Below are 18,597 nucleotides of genomic sequence, written 5' to 3'. Positions count from 1 at the left end.
GCAGGGATCGAAGTGGGATTCAGACGGCGCTCGGACTGTTGGCCGACACCTTGAGGTCGATGGCCACATGGCCGTTCAGGGCGCCAAAGCGCAGGAACGCTTCGCTGAGCGTTGCAAAGACCGCGCCGGCATCGCCGCGCAGCTTGGTACAGAAGTTCTTCGACCGGTCGAATACGCCGGACTTCTTGAGAAATTCGATGCAGCCGTAGATCTCATCCATGTGGTGCCCGCCGCCCAACGGATAGAGCGAGAACTGGGCGGCGACGATCTGACCGGTCTTGGGAGCATCCACGACCTGCGCGATGGCAGCCGCGATGCGATCATCAAGCGGTTTGTCATGCACGACATGGCCGATCGGTGTGCAGATCGGATCGTCCGGCTCGCCTGGGCAGCCGCGCGATACGGTTGCGGCGAGAACACAGTGAATGCCGTGGTTGGCCGCCGCGAGGAAGAGGTCGCGCATGGCCGGGAAAAGCTGCTCCGGCGGTCCGACGATCAATGTCGAGACGTCGTCCGTCTCAATTCGGAAGGACGGACGATAAGGCTCGAGCGCATCGATCGCGCCGAGGATGACGCCGACGAAATCGTCGGTCATCGGATAAAGGCAAATTTGTGCACCAGAAAACATGGCCGCCTCGCTCCGCTGGTATTACCCAGATCAGCTTGAGGGTCCGACGGCTTCGCGCCATCATCTCAGCCCCGGCGATACGGAGCACCCCTGTCGAATAAGTAACGCTTAGCATCTTTTCCCGGCCAAGAGCAATATGCTGTCGGCCGAGGCGACGCCACCCGCACGCATTGATGCACCTCGCGTCTGGCTGGTTTGAGTCTGAAAGCCTTGCGCTTGGGGCCCATAGAGCCGATCTCTCAACGAACCATTGGGATCGCAGCCTGATCGCACATGCGGCAGGCTTCCGCCCAAACGTATGGGAAAGAACACGCTATGCCTCTCTTCTCGGTTCTCGATCTCGCGCTCATTCCTCAAGGGTCCGCCGCGACGGATGCCCTGCGTAATACGCTCGATCTGGCGCAGCATGCCGAGCGGTGGGGCTATAACCGCTACTGGCTTGCCGAACATCATAACATGGTCGGCATCGCCAGCGCCGCGACGTCCGTTGTCATCGGCTACGTGGCGGGCGGCACGCGCACGATCCGCGTGGGTGCAGGCGGCATCATGCTGCCGAACCATGCGCCCATGATCATCGCCGAGCAGTTCGGTACGCTGGAATCCCTGTATCCGGGCCGGATCGACCTCGGCGTCGGACGAGCGCCCGGCACCGATCAGCGCACGCTTCGCGCCCTGCGCCGGGATCCGTCGAGCGCCGACACCTTTCCGCAGGACGTGGTCGAGCTTCAGGCGTTGCTCGGGCCGCTCCGGCCGGGGCAGGCCGTACAAGCGGTTCCGGGCACTGACACCAATGTTCCGCTCTGGATTCTTGGATCAAGCCTGTTCGGCGCGCAGCTTGCCGCCATGCTGGGCCTGCCTTACGCATTCGCATCCCATTTCGCCCCCAACGCCTTGATGCAGGCTCTCCAGGTCTATCGCGAGCGTTTCCAGCCCTCGGCGCAGCTTGACAAGCCGCATGCGATGGTGGGCGTGAACGTGATCGCGGCCGAAACGGACGAAGAAGCGCGCTATCTCTTCACCTCGCCGCAGCAGCAATTCACGAACCTGTTCCGCGGCACGCGCGGCCAGCTCCAGCCGCCGATCGACGACATCGAAAGCTATTGGTCGCCTGCCGAGAAGGCGCAAGCCATGAACATGCTGGCCTGCTCCGTCGTGGGCTCGCCTGAAACGATCCGCCAGGGGCTGGAGGGTTTCATCGAGCAGACGGGGGCGGACGAGATCATCGTCGCCTCAGCGATCTACGACCACAGGGCGCGCCTGCGCTCCTACGAGATTTTGGCCGGAGTCCAGAAGATGCTCGGGCGGGAGCCCGCACTGGCTTAGCCTCGACCGAGGCTCGTGGCAGGGACGGGAAACTCAGGTATGATCGGGTCTCTGCCAAGCGGACCCGATCATGGCCGATGACCCGCCCAAAGCCCATGAGCTCGTTACAGAACGCAGCAGCATCGACTCCACGTTCCGGAACGGCTCCATCACGGCCATCGGCGTCGTCGTCGGCTTCTCGCTCGGGTTTCTGAGCCGCTGGGCAGGGCTTCCGGGCGAGTGGGCCACCGTGGACCTGTTCTCCGTTTCGACGATCACCCTGGGCATCGGACTTCAGATCAAGTCCTTGGCGGATCTGCTGTTGATCACGTCCTTGCAGCTGCGGCGTTACAACCGATCGATCCGGATCTTCCTGGCGGGTCTCATCCTCGTTGCGGCCGGCGTTATCATGGCCCTGTTTGCGGATATCATCGGATACGCCGGCACCGCGCTGAAAGGCTGACCCCTATTCGGCCTGCCGGAAATAGGGTTCTACCTTGCCTTTGAGCTTGATCGTCATGGGGTTGCCGGCGCGGTCCTTGGCGGCTCCGGCCGTGACCCGGACCCAGCCTTCGCTCACGCAATACTCGTCCACATTGGTCTTCTCGACGCCGTTGAACCGTATGCCGATGCCGCGCTCCAGCAAAGCTTCATTGTAGTAGGGGCTGTTGGGGTTCGCGCACAGGCGGTCGGGCGGGGTATCGGTCATACTCATCTCTCCAGGCTTAGGAATGCCCGCAAGGTAGCCATGGACGAGACGGATGCCAATGCGGGATCGGGGACGTGGCGCGCGCACAGGCCGCAAAGGCTTGCCGTAGCAAGGATTCGTAGAGGCCAGCAATAGACTCGCCAACTCCCGCCCTCGCCCGAATGTGAAGCAATCGTTAAAGAAAAAATGATTCGGAACGACTCAATTTGAGTCGCGTTTGACTCGCACCAGCAGCGGTTCAAGTCATGCGAGAGTCATTTAGCCTCTAGCCTGTTAGTATAGTGTGGAGTATTACTATGGCGACGAGGGCGATTTGGAAGGGTTACTTGAAGCTGTCGCTTGTTTCGTGCGCAGTCGCAATCTATCCATCAACGAATTCGTCAAGCCGAATCCGATTCAATACCCTCAATCGGAAAACCGGAAACCGGGTTCAGAGACAGTATATCGATTCAGAAACTGGAGAACCGGTCGAATCCGACGACCAGGTCAAAGGCTATGCAGTCGGCAAAGGCAATTACATCCTCGTCGAGGAGGAAGAACTCGATGCGCTGAAGCTCGAGAGCACCCATACGATCGACATCGAAAGTTTCGTGCCCAGGGACGAAGTCGACGAGCGTTATCTCGATACCTCATACTATATCGCGCCCGATGATCGGGTCGCGCAGGAGGCTTTCGCAGTCATTCGCGACGCGATCCGAGACAAAGGGATGGCAGGCCTCGGTCGTGTGGTCATGTCCCGCCGCGAGAGGCTTTTGCTCCTGGAACCGCTCGATCAGGGCCTGGTTGGAACGACGCTTCATTCAGCCGCCGAAGTACGGGATGAGAGCGCGATCTTCGACGAGATTCCGCAGCCCAACTATCCCAAGGAAATGAGGGATCTCGCGGTTCATATCATCGAAGGCAAGGCGACGCATTTCGACCCGAAAATGTTCGAGGATCGCTACGAGAACGCGCTCATCGAACTGGTGCGCTCGAAGCAGGACGGACACAAGACGAAGTCCGTTTCGGCATCGAAGCCCTCGAACGTGGTCAACCTCATGGATGTGCTGCGAAAGAGCATCGAGGCGGAGAAGCCTCCAACCAAATCCAAGAGCAAGCCGACGGAACGCAAGAAGACGCCTGCAAATGGTCGCTCGTCGGGCAAGGGCCGGGCAACCGCGGGCCGCTCCAAGAATATGAAGCGCGCGAGCTGACGCTCTGGTTCGAGGCTTGATCGATGCAAAAGGTGAACTCCACGCAGAAACCGAAGACCGTGCTGAAGCGACGGGATTCGAAGCGCGTTCCTGTCGGCCGTGCATCACCACAATCTCACAAGACAAGACAGAAAAGCCCGCTCGATGCCTATGACGCGAAGCGCGACTTCTCAGTCACGTCCGAACCACGCGCCAATCGTGCAAAAGCCAAGGGCAACCGCTTCGTGGTGCAGAAGCACGACGCGCGCCGCCTGCATTTCGACCTCAGACTTGAACTCGACGGAGTTCTGAAGAGTTGGGCGGTAACCCGCGGTCCGAGCCTTGTTCCCGGCGAGAAGCGGCTGTCGATCCACACCGAGGATCACCCGCTGGAATACCTGACTTTCGAGGGCGTGATACCGGCCGGCCAATATGGCGGCGGCACGATGATCGTGTGGGATGAGGGCCGCTGGATTCCGGAAGGCGATCCTCGTGAAGGCTACGCGACCGGCCGCCTCACGTTTGCGCTCGAAGGGAAACGCCTCAAGGGACGTTGGCGTCTGGTGCGCACGAGACCGAAGCCGCGCGACACCAAGGAGCAGTGGCTGCTGCTGAAATCGGACGACGAGCATGCGCGCCACGATGGCCCTGAAATCGTCGACACCGAGACTACATCCGTCCTGACCGGAAACACCATCGAGGAACTGACCCAAGGGGGACAGGTTCGCGCAGACCATCGCGCCCGCGCGAAGGTTGCGGCCACCCGCTCCACCACGACACTGCCATCGGCGAAAATCGCCGGCGCAAAAAAGGGAGTCCTACCACCCTTCGTGGAGCCCAGTTTGGCCAAGCTCGTGGAGAATGCGCCGACGGGGCCGGATTGGCTCCATGAGATCAAGTTCGACGGTTATCGCCTTCAGGCCAGGGTCGACGGCGGCAAGGTTCGCCTTCTCACGCGAAAAGGTCTCGACTGGACGGCAAAGTTCCAGCCCGTTGCGGACGCTCTGAAGGAGCTGCGGCTTCCGTCGGCGCTCATCGACGGGGAGGTTGTCGTGGAGGACGAGAGCGGCGTGTCGAGCTTTTCAGCGCTTCAGCAGGATCTGAAAGCGGGCAGGTCCGACAGGCTCGCATTTTATGCTTTTGATCTGCTTTATCTCGATGGGCAGGATATGCGGAAAGCCTCGTTGCTGGATCGCAAGTCACTGCTGCAACTTGCCCTCGACGACCTGCCCGCGGGTGGCGCGATCCGCTTCAGCGACCATATCGTCGACGACGGTGACTCCCTTATTCGCCATGCCTGCCGCATGGGACTGGAGGGTATCGTCTCGAAACGCTCCGACCTCCCCTATCGGTCGGGCCGCGGCGATCACTGGCTGAAAAGCAAATGCACGCAGCGGCAGGAATTCGTGATTGCGGGTTACGTCCCCTCCACCACGAGCCGCAAGGCGATCGGCTCCCTCGTCCTCGGGCTCTATGACAACGGCAAGCTTCTTCACGTGGGTCGCGTCGGTACGGGGTTCACCGCACCCATGGCACGAGCCTTGTGGGATGATATCGGCGCAATCGAGTCGCCCGCGGCCCCGTTCCCGGTTCGGCTTTCCGCTGACGCGCGACGGGGCGTTCGATGGGTGAGGCCTGAACGGGTGGTGGAAATCGAATATCGCGGCTGGACCCATGACGGCCTCCTGCGTCATGCGGCGTTCAAGGGGCTGCGAGACGACAAGGACGCGCGCGACGTGGTTCGCGAGGATGCGCCTGCGGAAACCTCCTGCGAGAGGTCGCCTGCTCTGGGCACGGCGAGGCTTACCCATCCCGACCGCGTCCTCTGGGAGGATGACGGCCTGACAAAGCTCGGATTGGCGGAGTTCTATGCCGAGATCGAGGAGTGGATCCTGCCGCATATCGTCGGCCGTCCGCTGTCTCTGCTGCGGTGCCCCTCCGGATCGCAGAAAGAGTGCTTCTTCCAGAAACATGGTTGGGCGGGGTTGGACGAGGATCTTGTTCAGCGCGTGCGCGTGGGCGACGACGAAGCTCTTGCCATCCGCGACCTGCGTGGGCTGCTCGCGCTCGTGCAGGCGGGCGTTCTGGAAATCCATCCATGGGGCTCGACCCTAACCTCGGTCGAGAAGCCGGATCGCATCACCTTCGATCTCGATCCCGGCGATGGCGTTGGATGGGACGACGTGGTGCAGGGCGCACAGGATGTCCGCGAACGCCTCAAGGCCATGGGGTTGGAAAGTTTTGTCAAGACCACGGGCGGCAAGGGCCTGCACGTGGTGTTGCCGATCAAGCCGAGCATCGACTGGAACGCAGCGAAGAGCTTCGCCCAAACTGTCGCTCTGGCGATGGCAAAGGACAGCCCGGACCGATACACGGCGACCTTGGCGAAAACGGCCCGCATGGGCCGCATTTTCATCGATTATCTCCACAACGGCCGGGGCGCGACTGCTGTTGCCGCATACTCGACACGCGCGAGGTCGGGTGCGCCGGTCTCGACGCCGGTCGAATGGTCGGAACTCTCGTCCCTGCGCAGCGGCCATCAATACCGCGTCCTGAACCTGCTAGGTCGCCTGGAGCACCTCCGGCGCGATCCCTGGAGCGACATTATAGGTTTGTCGCAACGCCTGGATGGCATCGCCAGACGGCGTCGGTGACAATTTCGTCCGGCATTCCATGCAAAGCCGGTCTCACGGCAACTCAGGCCCGAACGTAGTAATTCCCTTGCGCATCATGACGAATCGAGTCCGGCTGATTACTCACAACTATGGAGTAATTTTTATTATAAGCTTCCGGCGAAAGAGGGATCCGCGCAGCAATTCCAAGCAACCAAGCTGAGTGCTTTGGACTTCGGCGACATCACGACAGCGCCCCGCCTATACTACTTCCGGGGGGTTACATGCAATCAACATCTCATGCGGCCGCAGTAGCTGCCGGACAAAACGACCGGCACATCGATTTTCAGGTTCTACGCAACGACGAGGCCTTTTGGACAATTCGCCCTGTCTCCGAGAAGGCCAAGGCGGCCGCCGCCGCGGAGTTAGGCCTGGACAATCGCTTGGCGCAAGATCTTGGCATTGTGGTCGGGTACATCAGATCGAATGCCCTACTCCATGGGCTGCGCTCACGCGGATTTTCCATCCTCTATCACGGACCCGCGGGTCCGATCACGCTGTAGACATGCAAGCGCCCCGCTACTACTTCAACCTTCGTCACGGACATCTTCATGTCCCCGATTCACGCGGCGAGGAGTGCCCAGGCCCCAAGGAAGCGATCGAACATGCGGTCGTGGCGATCTTGGATCTGGTGGCGGGCGAGAAGCGGCTCCGCAACTGGGCGAAGTGGTCTGTCGAGATCGAGGATGAACTGCACTGCCGCGTGGCCATCCTGCCCTTCACGCTCGTGCTGAAGACACGTCATCATTGACGACTTAGGCCTCAAGGCTGCCTTAAACAGCCTGCCCAGCGCTCCAACCCGATGACCAGGCCCATTGGAAATTGTACCCGCCAAGCCAGCCAGTCACGTCCACGACTTCACCCACGAAATAAAGTCCCGGCACGGCCTTCGCCTCCATGGTCCTGGAATCGAGTTCGCGGGTGTCGACGCCGCCGAGCGTCACCTCGGCGGTGCGATATCCTTCAGATCCTGCAGGCTTGAAACGCCATTGATTCACGGCTTCACTGATCCGGCGCAGGTGCTTATCGGAATAGTCCGCGAGATTGTGAGGCCCCGGTTCCGCCTCGCCGATCAGTTGCGCGAGACGTTTCGGGAGGAAGGCCGCAAGAGCGGTCTGAAGAGCCTGTCGGCCATTCTGGGACCGCGAGGCGCGCAGCTTCTCGAAAACATCGACCTCCGGCAGCATGGAGATGACGATCTCGCTTCCCTCGCGCCAATAGGATGAGATTTGAAGGATCGATGGCCCGCTCAGACCCCGATGCGTGAAGAGCATCGCCTCGGAAAAGCGGGTCTTGCCGCATGCCGCCACCGCATCGACCGCAACACCTGCCAGAGGCTTGAGCCGTTCAAGCATGGTCGGCTCCAGGGTCAGGGGGACAAGGGCCGGGCGTGTTTCCGTCAGCTTCAGGCCAAACCGCGCCGCCAGATCGTACCCGAACCCGGTTGCGCCCATCTTGGGAATGGATTTTCCCCCTGTCGCGACCACAAGCGACCTGCACTGTACAAGCCCCTGTGAGAGTTGGATCTGGAAACCATCGGACGTCTTCTCGACCTTTTCCACCGATGTGGACAGGCGAAGCTCGACGCCATAGCCGTTCATCTCCGACACCAGCAGGTTGATGATCTGAAGCGATGAGCCGTCGCAGAAGAGCTGGCCCAGGGTCTTTTCATGATAGGCGATGCCGTATCGCTCCACGAGCGCGATGAAATCGCGCTGGGTGTAGCGGCGTAGCGCCGAGATGCAGAAGCTCGGATTTCGCGAGATGAAATTCTGCGGCGCCGCGTTGAGATTGGTGAAATTGCACCGTCCGCCGCCTGAAATGCGGATCTTCTCCCCGGGCTTCGCCGCATGGTCGACAACCAGCACCGACCGACCACGCTTTCCGGCCTCTATGGCGCACATCATGCCGGCCGCACCCGCGCCGATCACCACAACGTCGAATAGATCCACAGGGGTCTTCCTCGAAAGAGGCCTTGCAGAGCCCCTGACCAAGTGTCAGTTCACGATCCGCCTTCTATGAGCGGCAGCGAGACCGCTCAGCTGACAGGGGGTGCGCCATCCCGGCAAAGCATGGGGCATTCTCGCCACCCGATCACAGTGGCTTCGATCGGTTCCCCCGTCTTGGCGTTACGCCAAGCATTGTTCGTGCGCTGGCACGGAAACGGGATGAGGTAGGTTCCGACGTGATCCTCACACAGGAGCTGAACCCGTGCGTCGGGCGCGGGATCGCGATCCCTGACGAATTCGTTCAGGCGCTCGCTGCGCGTGACCATTAACTATGCCTACTTACGCGCCTTGCGGGCAGCATAGCGGGCGTCACGGGCAGCCTTGCGTTCAGCTTCCAAAGCGACTTCGCGCTCGGCTTTCTCAATGACTTCCCGCTCTTCCCGAGCGATGCGCTCCGCTTCCGCAGCTGCCAGCTCGGTGGCTCTGCGTGCTTCATCCTCAAGCCGGGTAGCCGCCCTTTCGGCCAGTCGCGCTTCACGGGCCTGACTGGCAGCCAAACGGGCCTCCCGTCGCTCCACCACGGCCGGATCGTCCCCTGCCGGGCGTGCGCGGAATTTATCCAGCACGGCCTTCTTGGCGGATGCCGCGTTGGAGAGCCTGTCGGTGAAGCCCTTGTCTTTGAAGCCACTCATTGTGTGTCGTTATCCTGTCCTGCTCAGCGCACGCGCTTGATGCTGGCAATTGTTCCATCGGGGATCAAGCCCTGTTCCTGCTGATCCTTGGCGATCAGGCCCACGAGCCGATCGTCTGCCGCCTTGTTGTTCCCATCCACCCAAAGGTAGGCCGTCCGGCCGTCCTTGTAGGTTACGGTATACATCACGGATTTTGCAGGTGCTTGCTTGTGAAAGGTGTACATGGCGTCCTCGCTGTTGCGGCCACGCTGGAGGCCAAATCCTCCAGCGAAGCGCGAAGCAAAAAGCCGCCCCCTGATGGGAGCGGCCCGGAAGATCCGGCGCTAGACGAGCCAGCGCCGGAAAGGCCGCTTTACGCAGCCTGGATGTTGTTGACGGCGATCTTGCCGGTCCGGCGGTCTTCAGCCGTGTCGAAGGAAACCTTCTGACCTTCACGAAGGCCGCGCAGACCGGCACGCTCAAGAGCGGTCGCATGGACGAACACGTCCTTGTCGCCGTTGTCAGGCTGGATGAAGCCGAAGCCTTTTTGATCGTTGTAGAACTTAACGGTGCCCGTATTCATGGGGTAATCCTTAGCAATGCGTTAGTGCACGTGAGCTCAAGGGCGCGCGAAAGCGCGACCTCACACTCGGTTCGTCGATGTTTGGAGAGCGTCTGAACGTGCGCCTGGCATGCCAAGGCGTAACAGCCCGATTGTCCGGCCAAATGTCGATGAACCCAACATAAGAACTATAGGGCGGTTTTACAAGGGCTTCCGCCGGGAAGTGCAAAAGCCCTTGGAATCAAGGCCATACGGCCGCTGTCGTGCCTTCCTGGGCCGCGGCCGAGTGCGCCCTCGCGGCGCGATGAGCCGCGCGATCCACGGCCTCGATGACCAGATCGGGGGCCGTGTGATGGACCATATGACCGACCCGCGGCAAAACGATAAGCTCGCTCCCGGGGAGCTCGTGGTGTAGCCGTTCGGAATGCCGGCGGATCTCGACGACCTGATCGTCCGCGCCCGCAATGATCACCACCGGAGCAACCAGCTCCTGGTAGTGGCGCTGCATTTCGGCTGCCGCCGGAATCATCAGGGCGGTATCCTCCGAAGCGGCGCGCAGGTGGAGAGGCCGCAGGATGAGTTCCTTGGGAAAGAGCCGGTGGAACCGATCCGGTACTGGCGCCGGAGCGAAGATCTTGTCGATCATCTTCGGAAGCAGGAGGCTTGCTATCGGAGGGGACACCGTATGCCGCATCAGGTCGCCAATCCCCGGAATGGCCGGCGGAGAGAAGAGCACCACGTCCGCACGGGCCGTCGGATAGTAGTAGCCGCCCTCCAGAACGAGACTTTCCACGAACGAGGGGTTCTCGACCGCAAGCGAGATCGCAACCAGCGTGCCCCATGAATGGCCCAGCACATGGGCCTTCTCGACACCGAGCCATTGCAGGGCTCGGTGCAGCAACCGGGCCTGCGCCCGCGGAGTCCAGACACGACGCGGGCGCGAGCTGTAGCCGAAACCCGGCCGGTCGAAGACGATGACCCGATAGCGCTCCGCCAGCCGGTCCACGAGGCCGCTGACCATGAAATCCTGGATCAGGGAGCCGTTGCCATGGATGAGCACCAGAGGCTCGCCCTGCCCCCGCTCCAGATAATGCACCCGCACGCCGTCCACATTGACGAACCGCCCCACGGGAGGATGTCGCCGCTCCGCATCACGGGTCTTCTTGCGCACATAGAGCGCCGACGCCCCAAGCGCCGCGGCACTGAGCAAGGCGGGAGCTAGCCATTTGGCTGCGCCGGACATCATTCCACCCGGGCTGCCGTGCTTCACCGCCCGACGAACCCGCGCGGAAACATCCTTCGCCTTCACCCTGCCGTGCACAAGAATTCTCCCTGCTGGTCAAGGTGGAACAACGCGGGAGGAGGCAGACGGTTGCCAAGCATCTTGGACCCTTCCTGAGCGCGCTCCTCACGGCTTGTGCAAAACGGATCCCGGGAGCAAGAAGTAGCTCTGGATCGTAAGGAAGCGTTCCCCTCCCTACATCCAGTCACGCGTTTCTGTTCCATTTGGCTTTTCCATGCCCCACCTCGCCGAATACGGCGCGCTCTTCGCCGCAGCCTTTCTGTCGGCTACGATCCTGCCGGCCCAGTCAGAAGCGGTGCTGTTCGGCATGCTGGTGTCGGAGCGTTACTCGGAATGGCTGCTGATCGCTGTTGCGAGCGCGGGGAATACGGCCGGTTCCGTGATGAACTGGTTTCTCGGACGTTTCCTGGCTCATTTCGAGGGACGGCGCTGGTTTCCCATAAAGCGGGAGCAGATGGCGCGGGCGGAGGGCTGGTATCACCGCTATGGGCGCTGGACTTTGCTCATGAGCTGGGTGCCGGTGATCGGCGATCCACTGACGGTGGTGGCAGGAGTGCTGCGCGAGCCATTACCAGTGTTCATAGCCCTCGTGGCCGTCGCCAAGACAGCCCGGTATCTGATCGTCGGCGGCGCCAGCCTCGGGTGGATGTGACTGGGGCAGGATCGCTCACGGCCCCTGGATGCTGAGCCAGATTTCTTCCAACTGGTCGGGCCCGACCAAGGCCCCGGACGCCGTGCGAATGACCGGCTCCATCCCGGCGGGAGGCTCGGCATTCATGGTCTGGTGGATGGCCTCGCGCAAAGATGAGAACTCCTGCGCGCCGCCCCAATCGCTCTGCTGGCCATGGTGGGACGCACCTGTCTTCTCGTACTGCAGCCGGGCCGGGGCATCGAGATCATCCTTCGTCAGCATGATGACTCACCTTCGCGTGCTGAATTCTGCCAAGCAAACGGTAAAGAGCGGGTCCCGTTCCGGGTGGCCAGATTATGGCTTCTCAGCCTCGATCAGAATGCTCACCAGGCGGCCCTCCATCATGTTGCGGATGAAGTTCTGCCGCCGCTCGACGAAATTGGCACCGAGAACCACCTGGTTGGCCACTTGCTGAGCGGCCGGCGCCGCGATGCCCGTGGGGCTGGATCCCGTCTGAATGAACCGTTCGGTTTCATCGACGAAATCAACGATGTGAAAACCCGCCTTGACGAAGGTCTGCCGCAGAACCTGCGGCGGGATGAGGTAGCTGTCGGCAGGAACGCTCGCCCATGGCAGCGGAAAAAGCGCTGGCCCAATGGGCCCCAGGGCAACCTCGCTCCAGACAAGTCTTCCTCCCGGCTTCAAAACCCGGCGAATTTCACGGCACAAATGCGCCTTCTCGACAATGTTCATGCCGACATAAAGGCACAGAGCCGCATCGAAGCTTTCGTCCTGGAACGGCATGGCGAGTGCGTTCACCTCGTCGAAGATCACGCGGGCGTCGAGGCCGCAACGCTGGGTCAGGTCGCGCGCAGTCGCAACGAACTCGGGCACGACGTCGATCCCTGTCACGGTGACGTCGTGGGTGGCGGCCATATATCGGGCGGGCCCGCCGATGCCGCATCCCACATCGAGCACCTGCATGCCGTCCTTGAGCCTCAGACGCTCCACATGTTCCCGCGTCGCGGCAATCTCGCGGCCATGCAACTGGTCGAAGGGATAGAGCATCTCGGGCGCGAGCTTATCGGTCCGATACCCCGCCTCGGCGACGGCAACGAGCAGCCGGTCGATGATGTCGGGACTTGCGTAGTGTTCACGAACGACGTCCCGGCCCTGCCCCATCCACTAAGCCTCCGCTTTGATGAAATCGAGCCTATCACCCTCCCGTGAACCGGTCATTCATGAGTGGGCAAACTCTTTAGCGGTTACCCTTCGGGGCATGGCGCAAATGGAGGATGGCCGCTTCAACCTAAATCAGCGCAAACCGTTGGAGAAAATGGATATTTCGTGCGCAACAAGATTGCGGCAGCGCTCGGACGAGAACTTGGACGAGCCGACTCCTGCAAGGCGACAAAGGGCCAGCCTGGGAGTAAATCTCCTCCCTGGGAAGAGCATCCACATCTGGTGATTTGAAGCGCGAGATCACGCCTCACAAAGTGTTGGGGAATCCAATGCTACGTCCATGCTCAGGGCGAACGATGCCTGCGCGTCGGATTCGACGCGCAGGCGCTTCATGTTCGTGATCGACGGAAAGGTCGCTGGCTTGGGACCTCTTTGTTAGAAGCGGACGCTCAGGCTCCCCCTCAGAGTATGCTCTTGGTTTCTATCGCCGATGGCGCCCGTATAGGCCACGCCGAGCGTCACCCTTTCGCTGACCGCCCAGTTGAGCCCGGCCTCGGCGATCAGGCTGTCCGTGTCGATCGGTGCGCCTGAGATGAGGAAGGGCGTGCTGCCGCTCACGTAGGAGAAGGTGGCCTCCGGCACAGTATCGCCGAAGGCATGTCGCCACCCGAGCAGACCCTTGAACGTCAACAGACCGGCACTCGTCGGCATGGTGGCGATGATCCGCGCGCCTAGCGTCGAATAGGTGGGGTCGAAAGAATGCGCCTCGCCCATGACGGCGACCGCGGAGCCTTCTTCGACAATCCCGCGACTGCCGATATGCACGTGAGCGAGCCCAACGAACGGTTCAAGGGTGACGTTGGAATTGAGCGCGAAGGCGTAGCCGAGTTCTCCGAAAGCCTGAAAGGATTCCGTAGAACTCCCGGAGGCCGCGGTACCGGAAAAGCCCGTGAACACGATGTTCCGGTGCATGTCCACCTCGTGATGGCCATAGGAAACGCCGCCGCGCAGGTTGAGCGCGCCGAAGGAGGCCGCTCCGTAAGCGCCCACATACACGCTCTCGACCTCTCCCATCGACGACAGGCTCGCGGCGTTGAATCCGGAGGAGAAGTAGCCTGCCGCGATGCCGAAGCGATAGGGCGTGCCGAAGCCCGTATCCACGCCGAACACGAGGCCGCCGGTCGTTCTGTCGATGGCGGCGGTGGTCGATGTCGCGTCGGTCGAACCCCAAGAGCCGATGGCCTTGCCCCAGATGGCCCAGTCCGCACGGCTTTGCTGCGGCAGAACCACGGCGGGCGCTGGCGCTTTGCGCGTCGGCATGTCGGCGGCGTATTCCATCGTCACGCCATCAAGCGCGGTGAAGGTCGGAAGCCCGCCCATCGAGCACCGCATCCGGCACAGAACCGCCGCGCGGAAGAGGTCCTCGTGGGCAAGGATCACGCCAGTCGCGCTCACATTGGCCTCACCGGAAGTCAGATCGAGAACCCTGGGCAGTTCCTCGGTGGTCACGGGGAAGTACGGTTCGATAATAGGCCTGTCGGCCGGCATGTTTTCCGTGGTGATTGGCAACGATAGATAGATGTTGTTGCCGTCCTTCGTGAGAACCGGCTTGAACAAGGCGAGATTGGTCGTGGCGTTGGAGAACTGCCCCGTCACGCCGCCATCGGCCGTGAGAATGGTCCACCGGCTCCCTGGCCGATAATCTCCCGGAACCGCGCTGACTTGAACAGTGCCGCCCTCGACCGTGGCGGAACCCTTCGCGACGATCCTGTCGCTCTGCAAACCCGGATTCAGGTCCACCCGATAGTTCACGCCGTTGGCGATGAGCACATTCCCGTTTGCAGTCAGAACGCCGATCCCGCCGACGCCCGGAGTCAGCGTGCTGCCGGAGCGCGCGCTGATGCTTCCGACGGTGCCATTGCCGCCGAGCGTTGCGCCCGAGAACACGGTCATGTTCGATCCGCCCATGGATCCCACCACCATGAGCGCGCCTTCCCTGATGGCCCACGGCATGGCGGCGTTGTTGGTTCCGGTCGTCGTCCAGGTGGAGGAACCAACCTTCTCGTAGTTCTCGAAATTCCGATACTGAGCGCCTGATCCGATCTTCGAAACGTCGAGGCTCGCATCAGTAGCGCCGCCGAGCGCGAACGTGTCGGTGCCCACCGATGCATCGACGAAACCGTCGATCTGGGATGTCGAGCCAATCAGGAAGCTGTCGTCGCCGGCCCCGAGATCGGCCGCCGCTCCACCCGAGAAATTCGTGAGCCGTCCGAAGTTCTCCACGGTTTCGTTGCCGCTGTCGAAGTGAAGCGTCTGCTCCTGACGGCTCTCGATGACTCCGCCGGCCTCGTTGACAAGCCTCGCGGTCTGCCCCGTCTGGCTGGCGACCCAGACGCCGTAGGCCGCTTGGCCTTCCGTCGTGACCGTACCGCGATTGACGATGGTGGTGCCGGTCCCGCCGTCGACCTTGATGCCTCGAGCTTCGAGACCTGTGGTTTTGACCGTGCCCGTATTGAGGATCGTGTTCTGGTTTCCGCGAGCGCGGATTCCATTGGCGACAGCGCCCGAGGTGGAAATCTGACCGTGGTTCACCACCGTATTGTCGTTTCCATCTCCGTTCATGCCCTCTGCGCCGGAGCCTGTCGTGATGATCGAGCCCCGGTTGGTAAGGGTATTGCCGGCCCCCTCGGCAACCATGCCGCGGGCGGACGAGCCTGCAGTGGTTCGTACTTCGCCCGTATTGGTCAGCTGGTTGCGATCACCGATGGCGCGCAGCGCATCCGCGGAGTTGCCCTGCGTCGACACGAAGCCGTTGTTGACGATGATACTGTCATGGCCCAGCGCCTCAAGAGCATCCACCGAGTTGCCGCTGGTCGTGAGCCTTCCATCATTGGTCAGCGTGACGCCGTTGCCGGTGCCGAGAAATCCGGAACTCGCCGTCCCGCTCACCGATGCCTCGCCGGTATTCGTGATCATCTCGCCGCTGACAGCCCTAGCGAGGGGAGCATCCACCGCCGTGGATGTGCCCGAGCAGGTCACGCGGTTGCCTGAGCGGACGCAATCTGCGAGGGCCGCCTGTGTCGACGCTAGTGTCCAGGTCAGAGCCAGGGGGGACGAGAAGCGTAAGGGACGAAAGAGCCGATGAGGCCTTCAAGGCCTCGCGTGAGATGCCGCGAGGTGTGCGGGCAATGATAACAGTCTTGAGAAGTGCCATGTCAGCCAAGCTCGTTGAATGAAGCTTGGGCAATCATGGGGCGGGACCCCGGGTGATCAGCTCTATAAACGGGTAGGATTATCCCCCTGAAAGCGTTTTATATTTTTCTTGCGCGACGGAACATTTTGCAACTTTATCCAAAGTATGAGCCGCTTCCCGCCCAGGCGCGGAACCTAAAGTCGCCGAGTATCATTCCAACGTGACTGACGCCGTGAAGTCGGGCGGCTTTTTGCCGCCGAAGGACGATTACATCAGCGACTGTGCTTGACGAAACAGAGTCACCTGGATTCCACTCGGGGCAGATAGGAATGGATCGGAGTTCATGAGAAGCCTTGCGTTCGCCGTGGCATTGGCCGCAACCCTCCCCTGCCCGGCGCTGGCCCAGACGGAACCCGTCTCCGAGCCCCTGCGCCTGACGATCCGACCCTCCGGATACGAGAAAGAGCAGAACGAGGCGCTTGCCAGGCAGGAACGCCTTTTGAGGCGCCTGGAGCAAAGCAATCACATGGTCCGATCCATCTGCACCCATTGCGGCGACCAGTGGAAGCACCAGATCTACGCCCCGTTTCACCCGCTTGCAGCTCTCGGCGGCGCAGGTGGAGCCTCGGATGAGGCGGCCGACTGAGCCTGCTCGGCTTAGGCCTTGGTTTCAGAACGGACGGGATTGAGCGGCTATCGGGTTTCGCATATATTCCGGCGCTGCGAGGACGGCCTCGCATTCCCCGACGCTCGGTGGGGACGACCCTGCCTATGACGGAGGTCCTGTCATGGCATGGACTTACCTTGTGCTTGCCGGCCTGCTGGAAATCGGCTGGGCCATCGGACTAAAATATACGGATGGCTTCACGCGCCTCGTCCCATCCGTGCTGACCGGCTTGAGCATGGTCGCCAGCGTTCTGCTCCTTGGCCTTGGCCTGAAAACCCTGCCCGTCGGCACCGGCTATGCGGTTTGGACCGGGATAGGCACGGTCGGAACAGCGATCCTAGGGATCTATCTTCTAGGGGAGCCCGCAACCGCGATGCGCCTTGCCTGTATCGGCCTGATCGTGGCGGGAATTCTTGGTCTCAAGCTAGCCGCAAGCTAAAACGGTTAGAACCCTCCCATGGTCAGAGCCAGTCGCATCCGCACACTGTCTTCAGCCGCGTGGCTCAAGGCATTCGTGGTGGTGGTCTGCCTGGCCATCATCGCGCTTGAAGGCTGGCGCGACTGGGCGGAGCGGAACGATCAATTCGCCGATATTCGGGCCGAGATGGAGAACCTCGCCAAATCGTTCACCCAACACGCCGAAGACACATTCGAGCTCGCGGACGCCATCCTGGTCGATGCGGTGGACCGGGTCGAGACGGGTGGCACCTCCCTAGTGTCCCTGACTGAAATGGACGGGTTCCTGGCCGAGCGGATCCAGCCTCTGCGGCGGTTCAAGTCACTCACGGTCTATGGGGAGGACGGCCTTCTCTTGAGCAGCTCCCTTCCCGGGCATCGCTACAAGGTAGATGGCAGCAAGCAGGCTTTCTTCCTGCATCACAGTAGGTCGCCATCGAGGCGATGGTTCTTCGGACCGCTGATCCGCGATCCCCTTGGGAGCGATTGGATTCTGACCCTCTCCCGGCGGATCGCCAAGCCCGACGGCAGTTTCGGCGGAGTCGTCCAGATCAGCATTCCGCCGCTGTATTTCTCAAGCTTCTTCAGCCGCTTCGACGTGGGATCGCAAGGAACCGTGACGCTGTTCCAGAAGGACGGCACCCTCCTGGCGCGCTACCCATATATCGACCGGGCGATCGGCGTCCAAAGCGCGTACGAGCCCTGGTTCAAGAACAGTGTCACATCAGGCTCCTACGAATATACGTCTCCCATCGACGGCGTGACGCGCATCGGCGGCTACCAGAGCAACCACATCTTCCCAATCGGCGTGCTCTCATCGGTCGGGCGGGATGAAGCGCTGGCGGAGTGGAACCGCGAATTCATCATCCGCGTCGTTGGCGTGTCCCTTCTGGTCGCCATGATCGGCTCCCTCGGCTGGAGCCTTGCCGGCCAGCTGCGGCGGCGCGAGCAGGCCGAGGCGGAGCTCGCCGTCCTGGCAGCCACCGACGGTCTGACAGGCCTTGCCAACCGGAGAACCTTCGACAACAGCCTGCAGGCCGAATGGCTGCGTGCCGCCCGCGAAGGCACGTGCCTGTCGCTCCTCCTGATCGACATCGACCACTTCAAGGCGTTCAACGATCTGTATGGACACCAGGCTGGAGACGTATGCCTGCAGGATGTCGCACGGCTTTTAGGAGAATCCGTCAGGCGGCCCGGCGACCTCGTGGCCCGTTACGGCGGCGAGGAACTTGCAGTTCTCATGCCCTCCACGGACGCAAAGGGCGCCGCCGCCGTGGCCGAGGTCGTGCGGTCCCGGATCGAAGAGCTTGCCGTCCCGCACGGGGCCAACACGTCGTCCGGGGTGCTGACCATCAGCGTCGGCGCCGCCACGCTCAAACCGGCGGTCGAGGTTCTGCGGACCGATCCGAAGATGCTGATCACCCTGGCCGACGGCGCGCTCTACCGGGCGAAGCTCGAAGGACGCAACCGGGTGTCGGTCTCCGAGGCTGCCTGAGCCCG

At 61.8% G+C, this 18,597-nt stretch carries 20 protein-coding genes and 1 riboswitch; of the genes, 10 read left to right on the top strand and 10 right to left on the bottom strand.

Features of this window, described 5'->3' with window-relative positions; all coding sequences use genetic code 11:
- Positions 1 to 19 precede the first annotated feature (19 nt).
- On the bottom strand, positions 20 to 628 hold the full coding sequence (locus tag DRB19_RS08390) for a YkoF family thiamine/hydroxymethylpyrimidine-binding protein (protein WP_114185587.1): 609 nt from the start codon (positions 626 to 628) through the stop codon (positions 20 to 22).
- Positions 619 to 730: riboswitch (TPP riboswitch) on the bottom strand. Its footprint overlaps the gene before it by 10 nt.
- Before the next feature lie 213 nt (positions 731 to 943).
- On the opposite strand from DRB19_RS08390, the gene DRB19_RS08385 reads away from it, so the two are divergent.
- Together DRB19_RS08385 and DRB19_RS08380 are read left to right on the top strand one after the other, a co-directional pair.
- Entirely contained in the window at positions 944 to 1,951 is a 1,008-nt protein-coding gene (locus tag DRB19_RS08385) for an LLM class flavin-dependent oxidoreductase (RefSeq protein WP_114185586.1), read from the top strand.
- A 70-nt stretch (positions 1,952 to 2,021) separates the two neighbouring features.
- Positions 2,022 to 2,393: a hypothetical protein gene (locus tag DRB19_RS08380; RefSeq protein ID WP_114185585.1), complete on the top strand. Its 372-nt coding sequence runs from the start codon at positions 2,022 to 2,024 to the stop codon at positions 2,391 to 2,393.
- 3 nt (positions 2,394 to 2,396) lie between these two features.
- Here the strand turns inward: DRB19_RS08380 and DRB19_RS08375 are convergent, their stop codons facing one another.
- The gene (locus tag DRB19_RS08375) at positions 2,397 to 2,639 is read right to left on the bottom strand and encodes a DUF3297 family protein (RefSeq protein WP_114185584.1); all 243 of its coding nucleotides are present in this window, start codon (positions 2,637 to 2,639) and stop codon (positions 2,397 to 2,399) included.
- Between the two features lie 296 nt (positions 2,640 to 2,935).
- Here DRB19_RS08375 and ku point away from each other — a divergent pair, with 296 nt between their 5' ends.
- The 4 genes from ku (at position 2,936) to DRB19_RS08355 (ending at position 7,234) form a co-directional block, all read left to right on the top strand.
- Positions 2,936 to 3,832: a non-homologous end joining protein Ku gene (ku, locus tag DRB19_RS08370; RefSeq protein WP_114185583.1), complete on the top strand. Its 897-nt coding sequence runs from the start codon at positions 2,936 to 2,938 to the stop codon at positions 3,830 to 3,832.
- Positions 3,833 to 3,855: 23 nt separating this feature from the next.
- Complete coding sequence (gene ligD, locus DRB19_RS08365) at positions 3,856 to 6,465, top strand: DNA ligase D (RefSeq protein WP_114185582.1); 2,610 nt, start codon at positions 3,856 to 3,858, stop codon at positions 6,463 to 6,465.
- A gap of 242 nt (positions 6,466 to 6,707) precedes the next feature.
- A complete protein-coding gene (locus DRB19_RS08360) occupies positions 6,708 to 6,986 on the top strand; it encodes a hypothetical protein (protein ID WP_114185581.1) in 279 nt (92 codons plus the stop codon).
- Between the two features lie 2 nt (positions 6,987 to 6,988).
- Positions 6,989 to 7,234: a DUF6894 family protein gene (locus DRB19_RS08355; RefSeq protein ID WP_114185580.1), complete on the top strand. Its 246-nt coding sequence runs from the start codon at positions 6,989 to 6,991 to the stop codon at positions 7,232 to 7,234.
- A 22-nt stretch (positions 7,235 to 7,256) separates the two neighbouring features.
- On the opposite strand, the gene DRB19_RS08350 is transcribed toward DRB19_RS08355, so the two are convergent.
- From DRB19_RS08350 to DRB19_RS08330, 5 genes are all read right to left on the bottom strand, one after another.
- Positions 7,257 to 8,435 (bottom strand): BaiN/RdsA family NAD(P)/FAD-dependent oxidoreductase, encoded by a 1,179-nt coding sequence (locus DRB19_RS08350; RefSeq protein WP_114185579.1) that lies wholly within the window; start codon positions 8,433 to 8,435, stop codon positions 7,257 to 7,259.
- A 332-nt stretch (positions 8,436 to 8,767) separates the two neighbouring features.
- A complete protein-coding gene (locus DRB19_RS08340; protein ID WP_114185577.1) occupies positions 8,768 to 9,124 on the bottom strand; it encodes a DUF6481 family protein in 357 nt (118 codons plus the stop codon).
- A 23-nt stretch (positions 9,125 to 9,147) separates the two neighbouring features.
- Positions 9,148 to 9,348 carry a hypothetical protein gene (locus DRB19_RS29825; protein WP_147021745.1) on the bottom strand — a complete coding sequence of 67 codons (201 nt, stop codon included), beginning with the start codon at positions 9,346 to 9,348 and terminating at the stop codon, positions 9,148 to 9,150.
- Positions 9,349 to 9,476: 128 nt separating this feature from the next.
- Entirely contained in the window at positions 9,477 to 9,686 is a 210-nt protein-coding gene (locus tag DRB19_RS08335; RefSeq protein WP_114185576.1) for a cold-shock protein, read from the bottom strand.
- A 220-nt stretch (positions 9,687 to 9,906) separates the two neighbouring features.
- Positions 9,907 to 10,908: an alpha/beta fold hydrolase gene (locus DRB19_RS08330; protein WP_114185613.1), complete on the bottom strand. Its 1,002-nt coding sequence runs from the start codon at positions 10,906 to 10,908 to the stop codon at positions 9,907 to 9,909.
- Positions 10,909 to 11,182: 274 nt separating this feature from the next.
- Between DRB19_RS08330 and DRB19_RS08325 the strand changes: the two genes are divergently transcribed.
- Positions 11,183 to 11,620, top strand: coding sequence for a YqaA family protein (locus tag DRB19_RS08325; protein WP_114185575.1), 438 nt, complete (start codon positions 11,183 to 11,185; stop codon positions 11,618 to 11,620).
- A 15-nt stretch (positions 11,621 to 11,635) separates the two neighbouring features.
- On the opposite strand, the gene DRB19_RS08320 is transcribed toward DRB19_RS08325, so the two are convergent.
- The 3 genes from DRB19_RS08320 to DRB19_RS08310 form a co-directional block, all read right to left on the bottom strand.
- On the bottom strand, positions 11,636 to 11,881 hold the full coding sequence (locus DRB19_RS08320; protein ID WP_114185574.1) for a hypothetical protein: 246 nt from the start codon (positions 11,879 to 11,881) through the stop codon (positions 11,636 to 11,638).
- A gap of 72 nt (positions 11,882 to 11,953) precedes the next feature.
- On the bottom strand, positions 11,954 to 12,781 hold the full coding sequence (locus DRB19_RS08315) for a class I SAM-dependent methyltransferase (RefSeq protein WP_114185573.1): 828 nt from the start codon (positions 12,779 to 12,781) through the stop codon (positions 11,954 to 11,956).
- Between the two features lie 435 nt (positions 12,782 to 13,216).
- Entirely contained in the window at positions 13,217 to 15,757 is a 2,541-nt protein-coding gene (locus DRB19_RS08310; protein WP_114185572.1) for an autotransporter family protein, read from the bottom strand.
- 560 nt (positions 15,758 to 16,317) lie between these two features.
- On the opposite strand from DRB19_RS08310, the gene DRB19_RS08305 reads away from it, so the two are divergent.
- The 3 genes from DRB19_RS08305 to DRB19_RS08295 all read left to right on the top strand — a co-directional run bounded on the left by DRB19_RS08305 (position 16,318) and on the right by DRB19_RS08295 (position 18,592).
- Positions 16,318 to 16,620 carry a hypothetical protein gene (locus tag DRB19_RS08305; RefSeq protein WP_114185571.1) on the top strand — a complete coding sequence of 101 codons (303 nt, stop codon included), beginning with the start codon at positions 16,318 to 16,320 and terminating at the stop codon, positions 16,618 to 16,620.
- Positions 16,621 to 16,762: 142 nt separating this feature from the next.
- The gene (sugE, locus tag DRB19_RS08300; RefSeq protein ID WP_114185570.1) at positions 16,763 to 17,080 is read left to right on the top strand and encodes a quaternary ammonium compound efflux SMR transporter SugE; all 318 of its coding nucleotides are present in this window, start codon (positions 16,763 to 16,765) and stop codon (positions 17,078 to 17,080) included.
- A gap of 18 nt (positions 17,081 to 17,098) precedes the next feature.
- A complete protein-coding gene (locus DRB19_RS08295) occupies positions 17,099 to 18,592 on the top strand; it encodes a sensor domain-containing diguanylate cyclase (protein ID WP_114185569.1) in 1,494 nt (497 codons plus the stop codon).
- Positions 18,593 to 18,597: the final 5 nt, after the last annotated feature.

Source organism: Microvirga aerophila (assembly GCF_003332305.1).
In the GTDB taxonomy this organism is placed as follows: domain Bacteria; phylum Pseudomonadota; class Alphaproteobacteria; order Rhizobiales; family Beijerinckiaceae; genus Microvirga; species Microvirga aerophila.
The sequence above is the reverse complement of the archived record's forward strand: the minus strand, read 5'-3'. Positions and strand labels throughout refer to the sequence as shown.